Origin of the sequence: Actinomyces sp. 594 (assembly GCF_019325145.1) — a bacterium.
Lineage (GTDB): Bacteria > Actinomycetota > Actinomycetes > Actinomycetales > Actinomycetaceae > Actinomyces.
On sequence record NZ_PIZC01000031.1, the window covers coordinates 15,315 to 31,132 of the forward strand.

13 protein-coding genes are annotated in these 15,818 nt (G+C 67.9%); 10 read left to right on the forward strand and 3 right to left on the reverse strand.

Going from position 1 to position 15,818, the window contains the following annotated elements; all coding sequences use genetic code 11:
• The first annotated feature begins 96 nt into the window (after window positions 1-96).
• Window positions 97-1,278 carry a flavodoxin-dependent (E)-4-hydroxy-3-methylbut-2-enyl-diphosphate synthase gene (gene ispG / locus GZ998_RS04195; protein WP_219109122.1) on the forward strand — a complete coding sequence of 394 codons (1,182 nt, stop codon included), beginning with the start codon at window positions 97-99 and terminating at the stop codon, window positions 1,276-1,278.
• 42 nt (window positions 1,279-1,320) lie between these two features.
• Window positions 1,321-2,301 (forward strand): GNAT family N-acetyltransferase, encoded by a 981-nt coding sequence (locus tag GZ998_RS04200; protein WP_308807157.1) that lies wholly within the window; start codon window positions 1,321-1,323, stop codon window positions 2,299-2,301.
• A 1,173-nt stretch (window positions 2,302-3,474) separates the two neighbouring features.
• Here the strand turns inward: GZ998_RS04200 and GZ998_RS04205 are convergent.
• Entirely contained in the window at window positions 3,475-3,780 is a 306-nt protein-coding gene (locus GZ998_RS04205) for a transcriptional regulator (protein WP_219109123.1), read from the reverse strand.
• A gap of 2 nt (window positions 3,781-3,782) precedes the next feature.
• The gene (locus GZ998_RS04210) at window positions 3,783-4,457 is read right to left on the reverse strand and encodes a hypothetical protein (protein WP_219109124.1); all 675 of its coding nucleotides are present in this window, start codon (window positions 4,455-4,457) and stop codon (window positions 3,783-3,785) included.
• Between the two features lie 158 nt (window positions 4,458-4,615).
• Between GZ998_RS04210 and GZ998_RS04215 the strand changes: the two genes are divergently transcribed.
• The 4 genes from GZ998_RS04215 to GZ998_RS04230 all read left to right on the forward strand — a co-directional run bounded on the left by GZ998_RS04215 (window position 4,616) and on the right by GZ998_RS04230 (window position 9,001).
• The gene (locus GZ998_RS04215; protein ID WP_203234260.1) at window positions 4,616-6,448 is read left to right on the forward strand and encodes a proline--tRNA ligase; all 1,833 of its coding nucleotides are present in this window, start codon (window positions 4,616-4,618) and stop codon (window positions 6,446-6,448) included.
• Window positions 6,449-7,491: 1,043 nt separating this feature from the next.
• Entirely contained in the window at window positions 7,492-7,902 is a 411-nt protein-coding gene (locus tag GZ998_RS04220) for a histidine kinase (RefSeq protein ID WP_219109125.1), read from the forward strand.
• Window positions 7,868-8,257 (forward strand): hypothetical protein, encoded by a 390-nt coding sequence (locus GZ998_RS04225; RefSeq protein ID WP_219109126.1) that lies wholly within the window; start codon window positions 7,868-7,870, stop codon window positions 8,255-8,257. Before GZ998_RS04220 ends, GZ998_RS04225 begins: the two co-directional genes overlap by 35 nt.
• Before the next feature lie 6 nt (window positions 8,258-8,263).
• A complete protein-coding gene (locus tag GZ998_RS04230) occupies window positions 8,264-9,001 on the forward strand; it encodes a response regulator transcription factor (RefSeq protein ID WP_162680078.1) in 738 nt (245 codons plus the stop codon).
• 194 nt (window positions 9,002-9,195) lie between these two features.
• Here the strand turns inward: GZ998_RS04230 and GZ998_RS04235 are convergent, their stop codons facing one another.
• Window positions 9,196-10,239 (reverse strand): hypothetical protein, encoded by a 1,044-nt coding sequence (locus GZ998_RS04235; protein ID WP_308807158.1) that lies wholly within the window; start codon window positions 10,237-10,239, stop codon window positions 9,196-9,198.
• 109 nt (window positions 10,240-10,348) lie between these two features.
• Here GZ998_RS04235 and rimP point away from each other — a divergent pair, with 109 nt between their 5' ends.
• The 4 genes from rimP (at window position 10,349) to infB (ending at window position 15,393) form a co-directional block, all read left to right on the forward strand.
• Window positions 10,349-10,816: a ribosome maturation factor RimP gene (rimP, locus tag GZ998_RS04240; protein ID WP_162680079.1), complete on the forward strand. Its 468-nt coding sequence runs from the start codon at window positions 10,349-10,351 to the stop codon at window positions 10,814-10,816.
• An 85-nt stretch (window positions 10,817-10,901) separates the two neighbouring features.
• On the forward strand, window positions 10,902-11,948 hold the full coding sequence (gene nusA, locus GZ998_RS04245) for a transcription termination factor NusA (RefSeq protein ID WP_162680080.1): 1,047 nt from the start codon (window positions 10,902-10,904) through the stop codon (window positions 11,946-11,948).
• 109 nt (window positions 11,949-12,057) lie between these two features.
• Window positions 12,058-12,393 (forward strand): YlxR family protein, encoded by a 336-nt coding sequence (locus tag GZ998_RS04250; RefSeq protein ID WP_219109127.1) that lies wholly within the window; start codon window positions 12,058-12,060, stop codon window positions 12,391-12,393.
• A 90-nt stretch (window positions 12,394-12,483) separates the two neighbouring features.
• On the forward strand, window positions 12,484-15,393 hold the full coding sequence (gene infB / locus GZ998_RS04255) for a translation initiation factor IF-2 (RefSeq protein WP_219109128.1): 2,910 nt from the start codon (window positions 12,484-12,486) through the stop codon (window positions 15,391-15,393).
• Window positions 15,394-15,818: the final 425 nt, after the last annotated feature.

The following is a 15,818-nucleotide window of genomic DNA, read 5'->3' on the forward strand; positions in this document are numbered from 1 at the left end:
GGCGCAGTTTCCGCGGGGAGCGGACGACCCCGGGACGCACGCCGCTGTGATCCGACCGGCACGGCGTCCAGACGCCACCGGTGCCATACTGGGGACGTGACAGAAGCGATCTCCCTTGGTATGCCGACCGTGCGTGAGGAGCCCGCGGTCCTGGCCCCGCGCAAGCCCACTCGCAAGATCCGTGTCGGTGATATCGAGGTCGGAGGTGATGCCCCGATCTCGGTGCAGTCGATGACCACCACCAAAACCCACGACATCGGCGCCACCTTGCAGCAGATCGCGGAACTGACCGCGGCCGGCTGCGACATCGTGCGAGTGGCCTGCCCCACGGACAAGGATGCCGCCGCCCTGCCGGTGATCGCCAAGCAGTCGCGCATCCCCGTGATTGCCGATATCCACTTCAACCCCAAGTACGTGTTTGCGGCGATCGAGGCCGGCTGTGGGGCCGTGCGCGTAAACCCCGGCAACATTCGCAAGTTCGATGACAAGGTCGCCGAGATCTGCAAGGCCGCCTCCGACCACGGCACCTCCCTGCGCATCGGTGTGAACGCCGGCTCCCTGGACCCGCGCCTGCTGAAGAAGTACGGCAAGGCCACCCCCGAGGCGCTGGTGGAGTCCGCCGTGTGGGAGGCGAGCCTGTTCGAGGAGTGCGGCTTCCACGATTTCAAGATCTCCGTTAAGCACCACGACGTGGTCACCATGGTGCAGGCCTACCAGCTGCTCAGCGAGCGGGGGGACTGGCCACTGCACCTGGGCGTGACCGAGGCCGGCCCCGCGTTCCAGGGCACCATCAAGTCCTGCGCCGCCTTTGGGACCCTGCTCGCGCAGGGCATCGGCGACACTATCCGCGTCTCCCTGTCCGCTCCGCCGGTGGAGGAGGTCAAGGTCGGCACCAAGCTGCTGGAGTTCATGGGGCTGCGCGAGCGCAAGCTGGAGATCGTCTCCTGTCCGTCGTGTGGGCGCGCCCAGGTGGACGTGTGGTCGCTGGCCGAGTCCGTGGAGGACGGCCTGAAGGACCTGACGGCGCCGTTGCGCGTGGCCGTCATGGGATGCGTGGTCAATGGCCCCGGGGAGGCCCGTGAGGCCGACCTCGGCTGTGCTTCGGGCAACGGCAAGGGCCAGATCTTCGTGCGCGGCAAGGTGGTCAAGACCGTTCCCGAGGACCAGGTGGTTGAGACGCTGCTGGAGTACGCCCAGGACATGGCCGAGCAGATGCGCTCGGAGTTCGGGGAGGAGGCCCTGGCCGGCACTTCCCCGAGCGTGGTCGCCTCCGCCTGAGGGCGGTAGGCACCACGTCCGCTGGATGAACGCTTCTTGCCCGTGAACCTACTTGGCCGCCGCCTGCCGCCTCCGCTCACCGCGCTTGACCCGAGCCAGTTGAGCGGGCTGCTGCAACTGTGCGCCATCGATCCCGTTGCGGGTGTGTCCCTGGCGCACCAGGTGCTGCGCTGGCCGGCATGGGCCCGGGGGGATGTAGTCGCGGACGACCGGTGGCGCCCGGCGGCAGGCGCGTGGGCTACTGGTTCACTGATGCCCTTTGGCCTGGCGCCCCGACCAGCACTGGGACACCCCGGTGCAGGTGACTACGTCGCCCACGCGCTTGCGGAGCACACCTACAAGCGGTTGACCAGCCACGGCTCAGTCGCGGGGCCGGCGCAGGATGTGGAGGCCGTCTGGGAGCACTTGGCCGCGGCCGGCATGCACTCGCGTGAGGAGCGCTGGGAGCAGCCCCTGCTGGTAGCGCCGCAGAGCGTCGGCGGCACGCTGGCCGGCGCGGCGCTGTCACGGCGTCCCGGACTGGCCTGGGCGGCTGCGGGCGTGCGCCTCGCGACCTCTGAGGAGGAGGCACTGGTGCTGCCGGCCAGCGTCGCCATGTTTACCGGCGAGCTCGGCTACGACCCGACCACCTCCGGCTCCTCCTACGCCCGGCACGTGAACTGGCTGGTCGCCTCCGGCCGCAGCTATGTGCTGCTTGACGACGGCGCCGGCGGTCCGGCCGCGCCGGGTGCGGCCGCCTCCGGGGGAGTGGCCGTGGCCTTCAAGGTCGACGTGGGCTCCCTGTGGCAGCGGCCGGGCGGATCGGTGGCGCAGCTGACCGGCGTATGGACCCGCCCGGACCTGCGTGGGCGAGGCATCGGGACGGTCGCGCTCGCGGCCGCGGTGGACGCGGTGCGCCGCGACCACGTCGGCGCCGACGGGGCGGTGAGCCTGTATGTGAACTCCTTCAACACCGCAGGCCTGGGCCTGTACCGCAGCCTGGGCTTCAGCCGCGTAGGCACCTACGCCACTGTGCTACTGTGAGCGCTAACAAGCGCGTGCGTGAGTCTCTGCGCGGGAGCCGCGGCTCATCGCCTGTAACGAGTCTGCTGGCGCCTCGATCTATTTGACTCGTCCTGATGCAGCAGCATGCGCGCCATTTCACTTAGTGACCGAGCAATGCTCAAGAGCGTTCAGGTTCCAACAATGATGCCGATGAAAATAACACGCTCGCGGATAAGGGCTCTTCTGTTTTGAGGGTGCGGGTGGTCGAGGTCGGGGCTGCGGTGCGGGTGGTTGTTGTCGGTGGGTGCCGATTTGGCGAGTACGACCGCGTGTTCCCCACGCCCTCCACGCTCGGGAGGGTCTGGGGCTGATAAGGACGTTCTCGCCGAACCAGGGTCGTTCTCGGACGTACGAGCACGTACTCACTGAACCAGAGTCGTTCTCAGGCGGGTGCGGTCGTTCTCGGGCGGGCCGTTGTTGGCTCGCGGGGACGACTCGTCAGGACCGTTGGGAGCATCTGGGCGCCGGAACGGGACCGCGACCATCGACAACGCACACCGGTGATCTTGACGCCCTACTCAACACCCCCCGGGGTCAAGACATAACCGCCCAGGGTGCAGGCATGACGGCCAGGGCGCTGGTCTGGCGTGTGCGCCCGCGTACCCCGGGGTGACGGTTCGGCACTTCCGATGACGGTTCGGCACTTGGCATCAACGCTTCGGCACTTCCGACGACGGTACGTACCCCTAGGTGCCGAACCGTCACAAGAAGGTACGAATCGCCTACCAGAACATACGAACTCTGACACGAAGGTACGAACCGTCACGCCCACGCGGTCACGGCAACACATGTACCCCGAGGCCAACACGCCCTCACACACCAGGCACCGGTAACGTCCACCGACCTCGGTGCGTTACTTGTGCCGGTCTCAGCGTGTTACAAGTGCCGGTCTCAGCGGCCAACCCGCCGAGCCCAGCCATGCAGGCACCCTCCAACCCAGGCACCCTCCAACCCAGGCGTCCTCCAACCCAGGCACCCTCCACTCCAGATACGCGTCACACCACCCGACGAACCACCACATCCCAAACCGGAAGAGCCGGAACACCGGTCTTCGGATCGATCTCTAGGGGTCGCTCGGGCTCGAGTTGTTCTAAGCCGTGACGCGTCAGATCCGCCACCAGGAGTCTGGCGCACTCATAGCGGGCGTCGCCGTCACTCGGCATCCAGCAAGGCGCGCAGCTGCCGGGTGTATTCGGTGAAGGCCGCGCGGCCTCGAGGCGTGAGCGAGACGTAGGTGGCGGGCATGCGTCCGGAGAAGGTCTTGTTCTGCTCCACGTACCCCGCCTCCTCCAGCCGTGACAGGTGGGCGGACAGGTTGCCCGCCGTCATCCCCAGCAGCTCGCGCAGACGGGGGAAGACCAGGGCGTCTCCCCGGGGGACCGCGGCCAGGGTGGCCATGATCCGCAGGCGGGACTGGGCGTGAATGACCGGGTCGAGCGGTTCGCTGGTGCTGGGCATCGTCAGTCCCGCACGGGTGCGCTCTGGCGGCGGCCAAGCAGCGCCGTCGTGATCCCTGCCGCCACCAGGCCGCCTCCGCCGGCAAGCGCCATGATGGCCCACAGCGCGTGTCCGCCGACGATGGTAGCCGCCAGGGTGGTCACGAGGACCCAGCTGCCGGTGACGGCCAGCGAGGTCTCCTCCCAGATGGCGGCCCCGGCCAGGAACAGCACCCCGACTACCAGACACGGCAGGGCGTTGGAGAGGATCGCGCCCATGTTCGTCGCCTGGGCGGTGCCCAGCTCGCTCAGGAAGGCGCCCACCCGGGAGGATGTGGCGAAGGCCAGGATCATGCCGCCCGCCCAGGCCAGCCCGTACAGTGTGCCGACCCAGGTGCTGCGGCCACGCAGCCCACGTGAGCGCCGGGCGATGTATACGCAGGTAAAGACGGCGGCGGCTACGAGGCAGCCCATGAAGACCAGAAACGGTCCGGGTGCCAGCGCATAGTCGCTGCCAACGCTGAGTCCGCAAACGCCGTACCCGATCAGCCAGGCCAGGCCCCAGGCGGTGTAGAGGGGTGCGGAGCGGACCTCTATGCGACGCCGATAGGTGTATTGCTGCTCCCTGATGGCGGCCAACGCCTCAGCGGCATTGAAGTGGCTGGTGTTGTCTGCGGGAGGTGGCGCTGCGGGGGACATGACCTCATCCTCTTTCGGTTCAAAGTAGTTTGTTGAACAAACCGATACGACCAGTCTACACCAACTAGTTTGTTGCGCAAACCATGTGGTGTTCGGACCACGGCCGCCGGACGCGTGCATGGGCCGGCAGCACGTAAGATCACTCCGTGCTTCAGACGATGTCCCAGGCCTTCATCCGTACTCTGCGCGAGGACCCCGCCGACGCCGAGGTCGCCAGCCACAAGCTGCTGGTGCGCGCCGGCTACATCCGCCGCACCGCACCCGGCGTCTACACCTGGCTGCCGCTGGGACTGCGCACCCTGCGCAAGGTCGAGGCGATCGTCCGCGAGGAGATGGACGCCATCTCCCAGGAGGTGCTCTTCCCGGCGCTGCTGCCTGCGGAGCCCTACAAGGCCACCGGCCGCTGGGACGACTACGGGCCCACCCTGTTCAAGCTGACCGACCGCAAGGACGCGGACTACCTGCTGGCGCCCACCCACGAGGAGATGTTCACCCTCCTGGTCAAGGACCTGTACTCCTCCTACAAGGACTTGCCGGTGTCCATCTACCAGATCCAGACCAAGTACCGCGACGAGGCCCGCCCGCGCGCCGGCGTAATCCGCGGCCGCGAGTTCGTCATGAAGGACTCCTACTCCTTCGACATCGACGACGCCGGCCTGGAGGCCTCCTACCAGGCGCACCGCGCCGTCTACCAGCGCATCTTCAAGCGGCTGGGTCTGGAGTACGTGATCGTCAACGCCATGAGTGGTGCCATGGGCGGCTCCCACTCCGAGGAGTTCCTGCACCCCTCGCCCATCGGCGAGGACACCTTCGTACGCACCGACGGCGGCTATGCCGCCAACGCGGAGGCGGTCACCACTCCCGTTCCCGCCGATGTCGACGCCTCCGGGGTCGGCCCGGCCCGGGAGGTGGACACGCCCGACGCTCCCACCATCGAGACCCTGGTGGACTTCATCAATGCTGTCCACCCGCGTTCCGACGGGCGCGCCTGGACCGCTGCGGACACGCTCAAGAACGTCGTCGTCGCCCTGACTCATCCCGACGGTGAGCGCGAGCTGTTGGTCGTCGGAATTCCCGGAGACCGCGACGTCGACATGCGGCGCCTGGAGGCCGCCGTCGCCCCCGCCGAGGTGGAGATTGCCACCGACTCCGACTTCGCCGCCCACCCCGAGCTGGTGCGCGGCTACATCGGCCCCGCCGTCATCGGCCCCAACTCGCCGAAGCGCCGCGTGGAGCGGGACGCAGAGGGCAATGAGGTGCTCACCGGCTCGGTGCGCTACCTCCTCGACCCGCGGGTGGTGCCCGGCACCGCCTGGGTCACCGGTGCCAACGCCCCCCAGCGGCACGTACTTGACCTGGTGGCCGGACGCGACTTCACCGCCGACGGCACCATTGAGGCGGCGGAGATCCGCGAGGGCGACCCCGCCCCCGACGGCTCCGGCCCTCTGCACCTGGCTCGCGGCATCGAGCTCGGGCACATCTTCGCCCTGGGACGCAAGTACGCGCGCGCCCTGGGCCTTACCGTCCTGGACGAGAACGGCAAGTCCCGTATCGTCACGATGGGTTCCTATGGCATCGGCGTCACCCGCGCACTGGCGGCCCTGGCGGAGTCCAACCATGACGAGCAGGGACTGGCCTGGCCCATCCAGGTGGCTCCCTACCAGGTGCAGGTCCTGGCAACCGGCAAGGACGACGCCGTCTTCGAGGCCGCCGCATCCCTCGCAGCCGCGCTGGACGCGGCCGGGGTGGAGGTCCTGTACGACGACCGCCGCAAGGTCAGCGCCGGCGTTAAGTTCAAGGACGCCGAGCTGCTCGGCATGCCCTACACCGTGGTGGTCGGCCGCGACCTGGCCAAGGAGGGCACCGTGGAGATCCGCGACCGCCGCAGCGGCGAGCGCACCTCCGTACCGGTCGCCGACGCCGCCAGGCAGGTCATAGAGGCCGTGCGCGCAGCTCTCACCGCCTTGCACGGAGACGAACGAGGCGTCTGAGGCGCAGGTGTCGCATCGCGTCGGAGGTGTCGACATATGTTGACACCCCTTGAGGTTACTGCGGCTTCCCCTTAGAATCGTAGTGGCCAACATCGCAGGCCATCTGATCCCTGGTGAAGGAGCCGAACAATGACTCAGGGCCTTAGAATGCCGCGCACGTCATAATTGTGGTTCCCACGCCGTAATGTGGCATCTCGATGCAACTGAATGTAGATTGGATAGATATGTTCGCTAGTTTCCTCTCCCGCTTGATGATTCTAGTGCTTGCTTTTCTCTCGCTTGCCGGTTCCGTCGGCGCGATGGTCGCGTTCGGGTACGAAGCCGATCTTAATCCCGGTGCTGAGGAAAATAACTTGCTGGTATCGTGGACCACCTGGTGGTTCTTGTTAAGTGTTGCTCTTACAATTGGGACTACTATCGCAGTCTATCGTGCGCACGAGCGGGATGTGTCGGCGGGTAGGGAACGTACTTCTCCTAGGTGATTTCTATACCGTTAGGTCTGGGTGGGTGCACGCTTCGGAAAGGTTGGCTGGCGGCGTGAAGGCAGTGGTCGCAGTGGCTACAGTGATCTCACTAATGAGTGGGGTTTCTGCTGAACGCGGAGTGGATTCGCTGTTCTCGCAAGGAAGGCCTGCTTTCTGTCAGATTATGCCGTGGCTGTGCAAGTGACTGTGTCGGAATTGCGATCTCGTGGGCACGGTCTGTCCGGGCGGTTATGGTTTTTCACGGCTGCGACAGTCTTCCTTTTTGTAATCGATGTCGCCTCTGTAATACTCGAGCGCGGGCTGACACCCGCGTTGTGGAGTACGATTCTCCTGGCGCTTCTTGGGGTGGCAACGGGAATATGTCCGGGAGTTGGCGGAGGGCTGCTCGTGGCTACCTGTGGGCTGGTTCAGCTTCTGCCGGAGCAAATAGCGGATTCAAGGGCGACCCTCGTATTGGGATATTTGGTGTTGGCCCTGTGGGTGTCCAGGAGTTGGTACTGGCCGTTCGTTGCGGGGGTGATGGTTCTACAGGGATCCTTGATTGCCTCGTATCCAAGCGTGTCGATAATCGTCGAAAGTACGTTGCTTGTCGTAATGCTTTGTGGCACATCCGGCTACCTCATCGGTGAGTATCAGCGTCGCGGGGACAGGCTGGCGCAGCGTGTGTATGCGCTTGAACTCGAACGTGAACTTGCCGAATCCAGGATTCGCGCCACGCTTGGTGCCGATCTGCATGACACGGTAGCCACCGATCTTACGCAAATCGTGCTGCGGTGCCAGATTGCTGCCGGAGAGGGGCAAGTACCTGCGGCAGCAGCGTTGGCGGAGATCGAGAACGACACGCGTACGGCGCTGCAGCACGTCCGCTCTATTGTTGCCGTGTTGCGGCCCGCGGCTGGCAAGGTGTCGTCACGGGACGTGCAAGCGGCGGCGCATGAGTGCGTCGAAATGCTGCGCGCGCGGGTTTGACGTCAACCTCGAGACCGAGGGTGTAGATGACGGGGGACAGCCCGCCACAATCCATGGAGAGCTGCTCGGACTGGTGCTGCGAGAGGCCTCGGTGAACATCCTCAAGTACGCGGCAGACAAGGGGGACGTCAACATCACCCTGAGTCTGACCCATGAGGGGAATGGCGTGACGGTCTCGTCTGCTCTTCCTAAGGCATATGACCAAGTGAAGGACCTTGCGACAGCACCGCTGAGCGGAGGACAGGGATTGGGCATTATGCGTGAGCGAATTGAGAATGCAGGCGGTGCGCTTCACGTAGGTCCCGTAGGCTCGCACTGGGTCGTGACCTGCCTGCTGCCCGAGAAGGAGGGCTGAATTATCATGAAAGAGGCGGATTCGGCTGTGAGCAAGCCCGATGGGGTTCTTCCCCGTGTGCTGCTTGTGGATGACGATGACGTCCTGCGGGCGGGGCTGTTGGAACTCCTGTCCCGAGACCACCGCATTGTCATGGTGGGTGCGTGTGCGAGTGGTGCGGAGGCCCTGGAAACGCTCGATCACCGGGCGGTGGACGTGCTGCTCTTGGACTATGCGATGCCGGGCATGAGTGGTGTGGACACCGCCCACGCCGTTGTTCAGCGTTTCCCAAGCGTGCGTATTGTCATGCTGACAGCCTTCGAATACCCCGAGAGTTTGGGTCAGGCCCTGCTGGAGCGGGTCGTCGGCTTCCTGACCAAGGATCTTCCTGCGCCGGCGATCGTGAACGCGCTGCTAGCCGCGGCCGCGGGACGGCAGGTGATGGCGCCGGCAGCAACCGAGCGACTGGTTGAGAGCTATCGCCAGCATACGGCGGAGTCTCTGCAAGGACGGACATTCCGGGCACGCGTCGACGGGCTGGACACGCGCCTGCGCCCTGTGCTCGACGGGATTGTAGAGGGGCTGAGTAACCGGGCCATCGCGCAGCAGACGGGACTGTCCGACGCTTCCGTGCGTACCTATGCATCGAAGGTGCTTGCTGCTTTCAGGTGTGAGTCACGCACCCGGCTGGCCATCCTTGCCGCCCGTGCGCAGTACTACCCGGATCGTCTGAGAGAACAGCGCCAGGACCGTCGTCGGGCCTGAAGACTGCAACAAGCGGCTCACGGGGCTAGCCCGCTGCTGACCGTGGCGAGGTTGACGCATGATGTGATGCCGCCGATGGCGGTAGCATCAGTCATCAATATCAATGTCGACAGAGCGCTGTACAGACATATGTATTTGTGTTAATTCGCGACCTGTCGGCGGGACGATAGCCCACCTGGCAGGAATCGAGCCGCTCAGTCCGCGTAGCCGGGCAACGGGGCGTCCACGCCCGCGCCCCACGCCCGGGCGCGCAGGGCCGCCTCCAGGGCCGCGTCGATCGCCGCCTCGGTGGCCTCGCCCCCGGCTGCCGTAACGCCAGCCAGCTCCGTCTCTTCCACGGCCAGCCATACCTGCCGCGCCCAGGTCACGTCAATGGACGTGGCCGAGTCCGCCGCCTGCGTGGGGGCGGCGTAGGCCGCCAGCCGGGTGTCCTCGCCGCCCAGTGCCAGCGAGGCGCTTACGAGTGCCTTGGCGTAGGCCACGTCCGCCTCGGCACGGGTGCGGTCCGCGCCCGTCGCACGCGCCGCCACCTCCTCCAGCGCGTAGCGGGCCGCGTCGTAGGCGGCCAGCAGCGCTCCGGGCAGCGGCTCGGACAGGGCGGCCGCATCCCGTCCGGCGGTCTCCACCGCCTTCCCGTCCAGCTGCAGCGCCCGAAGCGACCAGGCCACCGCCAAGGAGGCGTACAGGCGGGCCGTGCCCGGGTCATCACAAGCCGCAGCCGCCTCACGCGCCATGGCAGCCCCGTCCACCAGGGCGGCGGTCAGGTCGGTGGTGTCGGCATCCGCTGCGGCGGAGGGGAGCGGGGCGACCGTCTCATAGGTGGTGGGCACCGGCGTCGCCCACGGGTCCCACACTCCGCCCAGGGCTTCCAGCTGGTTTTGAGCGGCCGTGGCGATCACGTCCGCCTGGGCGGACTGCGGCACGCCGGAGCGGGCGATCACCTCCGCGGTCGAGCCGATCAGTGTCGCCTGCCGGGCCAGTCCGTCGCGCACCACCTCCTGCGCGGGCGTCGTCGGCAACGAGGCCGGCGAGCCCTCGCCCACTCGCAGCCCGCAGGCGCCGGTGGCGGCAACCGCCGCCGTCAGGGCGAGGACGCCCGCGCGGCGCAGCAGCACCCGGCGGGGGAGCGCCCCCGCCGCAGCCGATCCGGGCCGATGCGCCCCGCCGTCGCGGGCAGCGCGGCGCTGGGCAGGCTGCGGGGAGGGCGTGGCAGAAACGATGGCGGGCGTCGGTGTCACCTGGCCATCCTCGCACGGGCGGGTAGCATGGTGGCGATCAACCGATCCGACTTCGAAGAACCCAGACACAATCCGCCCCCACCGGGCCCACTACGGGAGGAACCTCCACATGACCGACGCCTCCGTCCGGAGCCAGGAGCCCGGCCTGCGCCAGCTGCTCGCGCCCATCGTCGAGGGGGCCGGGCTCTTCCTGGAGGACGTGCGCCTGGCCCGCGCCGGCAAGTACACCACGCTGCGGGTAGTTGTCGACCTCGCCGACGGCCCCGGTGACCTCGACCTGGAGACCCTCGGCGAGGTCACCCAGTCCATTTCCGACGCCGTCGACGCAGCAGACCCGGTGGCCGGCCAGTACACGCTGGAGGTGACAACCCCCGGCGCCGAGCGGGAACTGCACACGCCCCGCCACTTCCGCCGCGCCGTCGGCCACAGCGCGGTAATCACCACCGCCGAGGAGCAGACGCTGCAGGGCGAGGTCACCGCCGCCGACGCCGACACCGTGACCCTTTCCGTCGACGACTCGCCCCGCACCATCGCGCTCGCTGACATCACCGCCGCCCGTATGGTCGTGAGCATGTAAGCGGCCCCAGCCCCGCCCCGGCGCCCCGCCCGGACCCAGCCGGCGACGCCGACCGCACCCAGACGAGACAAAGGAATTAGGAATCATGGACATCAACATGCCGGAGCTGCGCGGTGCAGCCGACGAGCTGGGCATCGACCTGGACAATCTGCTGCCCGCCATCGAGGACGCCATCCTGGGCGCCTACAGCAAGGTCCCCGGCGCCATCCGCGGCGCGCACGTGGAGATCGACCGCCGCAGCGGACACATGACAGTGCTCGCTCCCGAGGTAGACGAGAACGACGAGCCCACCGGCGAGTACTTCGACGACACCCCCGAGGACTTCGGCCGCATCGCCCAGGCCACTGCCCGCTCGGTGATCGTGCAGCGCATCCAGGACCGTCGCGACTTCGAGGTCCTGGGTGCCTTCAAGGACAAGGCCGGCGAGCTCATCTCCGGAACCGTCGAGCAGGGGCGCGACCCGCGCCTGGTTTACGTGCGTCTGGATGACGAGCACGAGGGGATCATGCCTCCGCACGAGCAGGTCCCCGGTGAGCGCTACAAGCACGGTGACCGGATTCGCGCCTACGTCACCGAGGTGTCCCGCGGCCCCAAGGGCGCCCAGATCATCCTGTCCCGCACCCACCCGGGCCTGGTGCGCAAGCTGTTCGAGCGCGAAGTGCCGGAGATCGCCGCCGGCGACGTCGAGGTCGTCTCGGTAGCGCGCGAGGCCGGGCACCGCACCAAGGTTGCGGTCAGCGCGCGCGTGCGCGGCGTCAATGCCAAGGGCGCCTGCATCGGCCCCATGGGGCAGCGGGTGCGCGCGGTCATGGCGGAGCTGGGCGGGGAGAAGATCGACATCGTCGACTACTCGGAGGATCCAGCCCGCTTCGTCGCCAACGCCCTTTCGCCGGCTCGTGTCGCCTCCGTAACGGTGCTCGACGCCGATGAGCGTTCTGCCCGTGCCATCGTCCCAGACTTCCAGCTCTCGCTTGCGATCGGCAAGGAAGGGCAGAACGCACGCCTGGCGGCCAGGCTGACAGGTTGGAAGATCGACATCCACGCAGACACCGAGTCCGGTGACGTCACCCCCGGGCGCGATTCCCGTGCCGACGACGTGACTGGTCCCTCAGCACCCGGCGCTGAGGACTGACCGCTAACCCCGCTACACTTGACCTCGGCCTGCCTGCGGGCATGCACCGGGCCTCCGCCCGGTGACTCGCGGCGGTAGGCGACAGCGAGCGGAAGGACGCGTCCAGCCGGTGGTCAATACCCCCCACGTGCCCGAACGCACCTGCATCGGCTGCCGTGGCAAGGCCCCCCGGGCGCAGTTGCTGCGCCTGGTCCTGACGGACGGTGGCGAGCTGGCCGTCGACGCCCGGGCCATCATGCCTGGGCGGGGCGCATGGATCCACCCGGACCCTGAGTGCGTCGACCTCGCCGAGCGCAGGCGCGCCTTCGGGCGCGCCCTACGCATGCGCGGATCACCCGAGGTGACCCGCGTGCGCGACTGGGTTCGCCTTCACAGGGCGGACAGCGGTCGCGTGTGCACACCGTCCCCGACCGGGGAACGGCAGACCGATAGCAAAGGCGGGTAGGAAGCTGATGGGCACCCGATGAGTACCCAGCGATGAGCTGCCTCTACTAGCGCCCACCCTGTTCGGGGTGGGCAACCGGACAGGAGAAAAGTGGCAAAACCACGCGTTCATGAGCTCGCGAAGGAGCTCGACCCCACTGGCAAGAAGATCACCTCCAAGGTGATTCTGGCCTGGCTCAAGGATCAGGGGGAGTTCGTCAAGGCGGCGTCCTCCACCGTTGAGCCCCCCGTTGCTCGCCGGGTACGCGAGCACTTCGCCGCCCAGGGCGAGGCCAAGGCGCCCAAGCCTGCGGCGAAGCCAACCGCTCCCGCCTCCAGCGCCGCACCGAAGCCGACGCCGGCGGCGCCCAAGCCGGGGGCGCGTCCAGCCGCGCCTACGCCGAGGGCTGCGGCCCCGAAGCCGCAGGGCACCGCACCCAAGCCGGCAGCCGCACCCAAGCCTGCCGGGCCCAAGCCGTCGCGGCCTACGCCCGCCCCTGCGCCCACGCAGGCGCCCGGCGCCGACCAGCAGCCCCGCCCGGCCGCACCGACTCCGGGACCGCGCCCCGCCGCCCCCACACCCGGGCCCCGTCCGGGTGCGCCGCGTCCGGGAAACAATCCCTACGCCACTTCGCAGGGCATGCCCCGGCCGGGCGGTTCCGGCGGCCGCGGTCGCGGCAAGGGGCCGCGTCCGGGTGCGCCGCGTCCGGGAAACAATCCCTACGCCACTTCGCAGGGGATGCCCCGGCCGGGCGGCTCCGGCGGCCCGCGTCCGCAGGGAGCCCGTCCAGGTCAGGGCGGTCCGCGCCCGGGGCCGCGTCCCGGCGGCTCCGGTGGTCCGCGTCCGCAGGGAGCCCGCTCAGGTCAGGGCGGTCCGCGCCCGGGGCCGCGTCCCGGCGGCTCCGCAGGACCCCGGCCGAACCCGGGCATGATGCCCGGCCGCTCCTCAGTTGCGCGGCCCGGCGCTCCGGCCCGCGGCGGTCAGGGAGGCCGAGGCGGACGCCCCGGTTCTGGAGGCCGTGGAGGTACCGGCGGTGGCGGCCCGCGTGGCGGCTTCGGCGGTCCACGTGGAGGCCGTGGCGGCCGCGGCTCGACGCAGGGCGCCTTCGGGCGCGGCGGCGGTGCTCCCCGCGGACGCAAGTCGCGTCGGGCCAAGCGCCAGGAGTTCGAGCAGCAGAGCGCGCCGACGATCGGCGGCGTCGTCGTCCCCCGCGGCGACGGCTCCACCCCGGTACGCGTGCGCCAGGGCGCCACGCTGACCGACCTGGCCGAGAAGATCAACGCCAACCCGGCGGCGCTGGTGACCGTTCTCTTCCACCTGGGTGAGATGGCCACCGCCACCCAGTCGCTGGACGAGGACACTTTCGCCCTGCTGGGCGCGGAGCTCGGCTACGACGTGCAGATCGTCTCTCCCGAGGACGAGGACCGCGAGCTGCTGGAGTCCTTCGACATCGACCTGGAGGCCGAGGAGGCCGGCGAGGACGACGCCGAGCTGCTGCCGCGCCCGCCGGTGGTCACCGTGATGGGCCACGTCGACCACGGTAAGACCAAGCTGCTGGACGCCATCCGCTCCACGGACGTGGTCGCCGGCGAGGCCGGCGGCATCACCCAGTCGATCGGCGCATACCAGGTGCGCGTGAACCTAGGCGACGAGACGCGTCCGATTACGTTCATCGACACCCCCGGTCACGAGGCCTTCACCGCCATGCGTGCCCGTGGTGCCGAGGTGACCGACATTGCCATCCTGGTAGTCGCCGCGGACGACGGCGTCATGCCGCAGACCGTCGAGGCGCTCAACCACGCCCAGGCAGCCGGTGTGCCGATCGTGGTCGCCGTGAACAAGATCGACAAGGAGGGCGCCAACCCGGAGAAGATCCGCGGCCAGCTCACCGAGTACGGTCTGGTGCCCGAGGAGTACGGCGGCGAGACGATGTTCGTTGACATCTCAGCCAAGCAGCGCACCAATATCGACGGCCTGCTAGAGGCGGTCCTACTGACCGCAGATGCGGCGCTGGACCTGCGCGCCAACCCGAGTACGGACGCCCGTGGCGTCACCGTGGAGGCGAAGCTGGACCGTGGTCGCGGCGCCGTCGCCACGGTCCTGGTGGAGCGCGGTACGCTCCACGTCGGGGACCCTATCGTCGCCGGCAGCGCCTACGGGCGCGTGCGTGCCATGTTCGATGAGCACGGCAATGCGCTGGAGGAGGCCGGCCCGGCCCGGCCGGCCCAGGTGCTTGGTCTGACCAGTGTCCCCAGTGCGGGCGACTCCTTCATCGTCGCCCCTGACGACCGCACCGCCAGGCAGATTGCCGACCGGCGCGAGGCCGCAGGGCGGGCTGCGGAGCTGGCCAAGCGCCGTAAGCGCGTGTCTCTTGAGAATCTCTCCGATGTCCTCAAGGAAGGCAAGGTTGACACCCTCAACCTCATCCTCAAGGGTGACAGCTCCGGTGCGGTCGAGGCGCTGGAGGACTCGCTGCTTAAGATCGACGTCGGCGACGAGGTGGCCCTGCGGGTCATCCACCGCGGCGTAGGCGCGGTCACGCAGAGCGACGTCGACTTGGCGACGGTGGACTCCGCCGTGATCATCGGCTTCAACGTACGACCCGCGGTGCGGGTTGCCGAGTTGGCCGACCGCGAGGGCGTGGACATGAAGTTCTACACCGTCATCTACAACGCCATCGAGGACGTCGAGGCAGCCATGAAGGGCATGCTCAAGCCGATCTATGAGGAGGTCGAGCTGGGTACGGCAGAGATCCGGCAGATCTTCCGCTCCTCGAAGTTCGGCTCGATCGCCGGCTCGATCGTCCGCTCGGGCGTCATCAAGCGCGGTGCCAAGGCACGGCTGGTGCGCGATGGCGTCGTGGTGGCCGGAGACCTCACGGTCGAGACACTGCGCCGCGAGAAGGACGATGTCACCGAGGTCCGTGAGGGCTACGAATGCGGTATCAACCTCGGCTTCCGTGACATTGCCGAGGGCGATGTCATCGAGACCTGGGAGATGCGCGAGAAGCCCCGCGACTGACCTGTCATTGCGCGCAGATGCCGGTGGCGCCGTCGCGCACCGAAACCGGCACCTGTGACACACCGTGACCGCCAGAAATGACGTCGGCGCCGCTGCTCCCTTCGGGGCGGCAGCGCCGACGTCTTTTGGTGCCCGGGCGCCGGGGCGGGCGAGAGTGACTGGGCTGTCTCTGCGCATGTGTTGGATTCCGGTGTGCTGCGGGGCAAGCATGCGTCCGGGGCCGTATGCGCTGGGGTTGACGGTTCGTACCTTTGCACCGGCGATTCGTACTTTCTTGCGACGGTTCGGCACTCACAGGTACGTACCGTCGCAGGAGAGTACGAATCGTTGACCGGAAGGTACTGTGCTGTCTCCACACTTCTGGGACGGTTGAGTCTCATGACTTCTGGGACGGTTGAGTCTCATGGGTTTTGGGACGGTTGGGA

What these genes read in the sequence shown, in the direction of transcription:
- GZ998_RS04205 (WP_219109123.1), bottom strand. Translation starts at nt 3,780, where the DNA reads ATGCCCAGCACCAGCGAACCGCTCGACCCGGTCATTCACGCCCAGTCC.
- rimP (WP_162680079.1), top strand. Translation starts at nt 10,349, where the DNA reads ATGACCGACGCCTCCGTCCGGAGCCAGGAGCCCGGCCTGCGCCAGCTG.
- GZ998_RS04225 (WP_219109126.1), top strand. Translation starts at nt 7,868, where the DNA reads ATGAGTGCGTCGAAATGCTGCGCGCGCGGGTTTGACGTCAACCTCGAG.
- GZ998_RS04215 (WP_203234260.1), top strand. Translation starts at nt 4,616, where the DNA reads ATGTCCCAGGCCTTCATCCGTACTCTGCGCGAGGACCCCGCCGACGCC.
- GZ998_RS04210 (WP_219109124.1), bottom strand. Translation starts at nt 4,457, where the DNA reads ATGTCCCCCGCAGCGCCACCTCCCGCAGACAACACCAGCCACTTCAAT.
- GZ998_RS04230 (WP_162680078.1), top strand. Translation starts at nt 8,264, where the DNA reads ATGAAAGAGGCGGATTCGGCTGTGAGCAAGCCCGATGGGGTTCTTCCC.
- nusA (WP_162680080.1), top strand. Translation starts at nt 10,902, where the DNA reads ATGGACATCAACATGCCGGAGCTGCGCGGTGCAGCCGACGAGCTGGGC.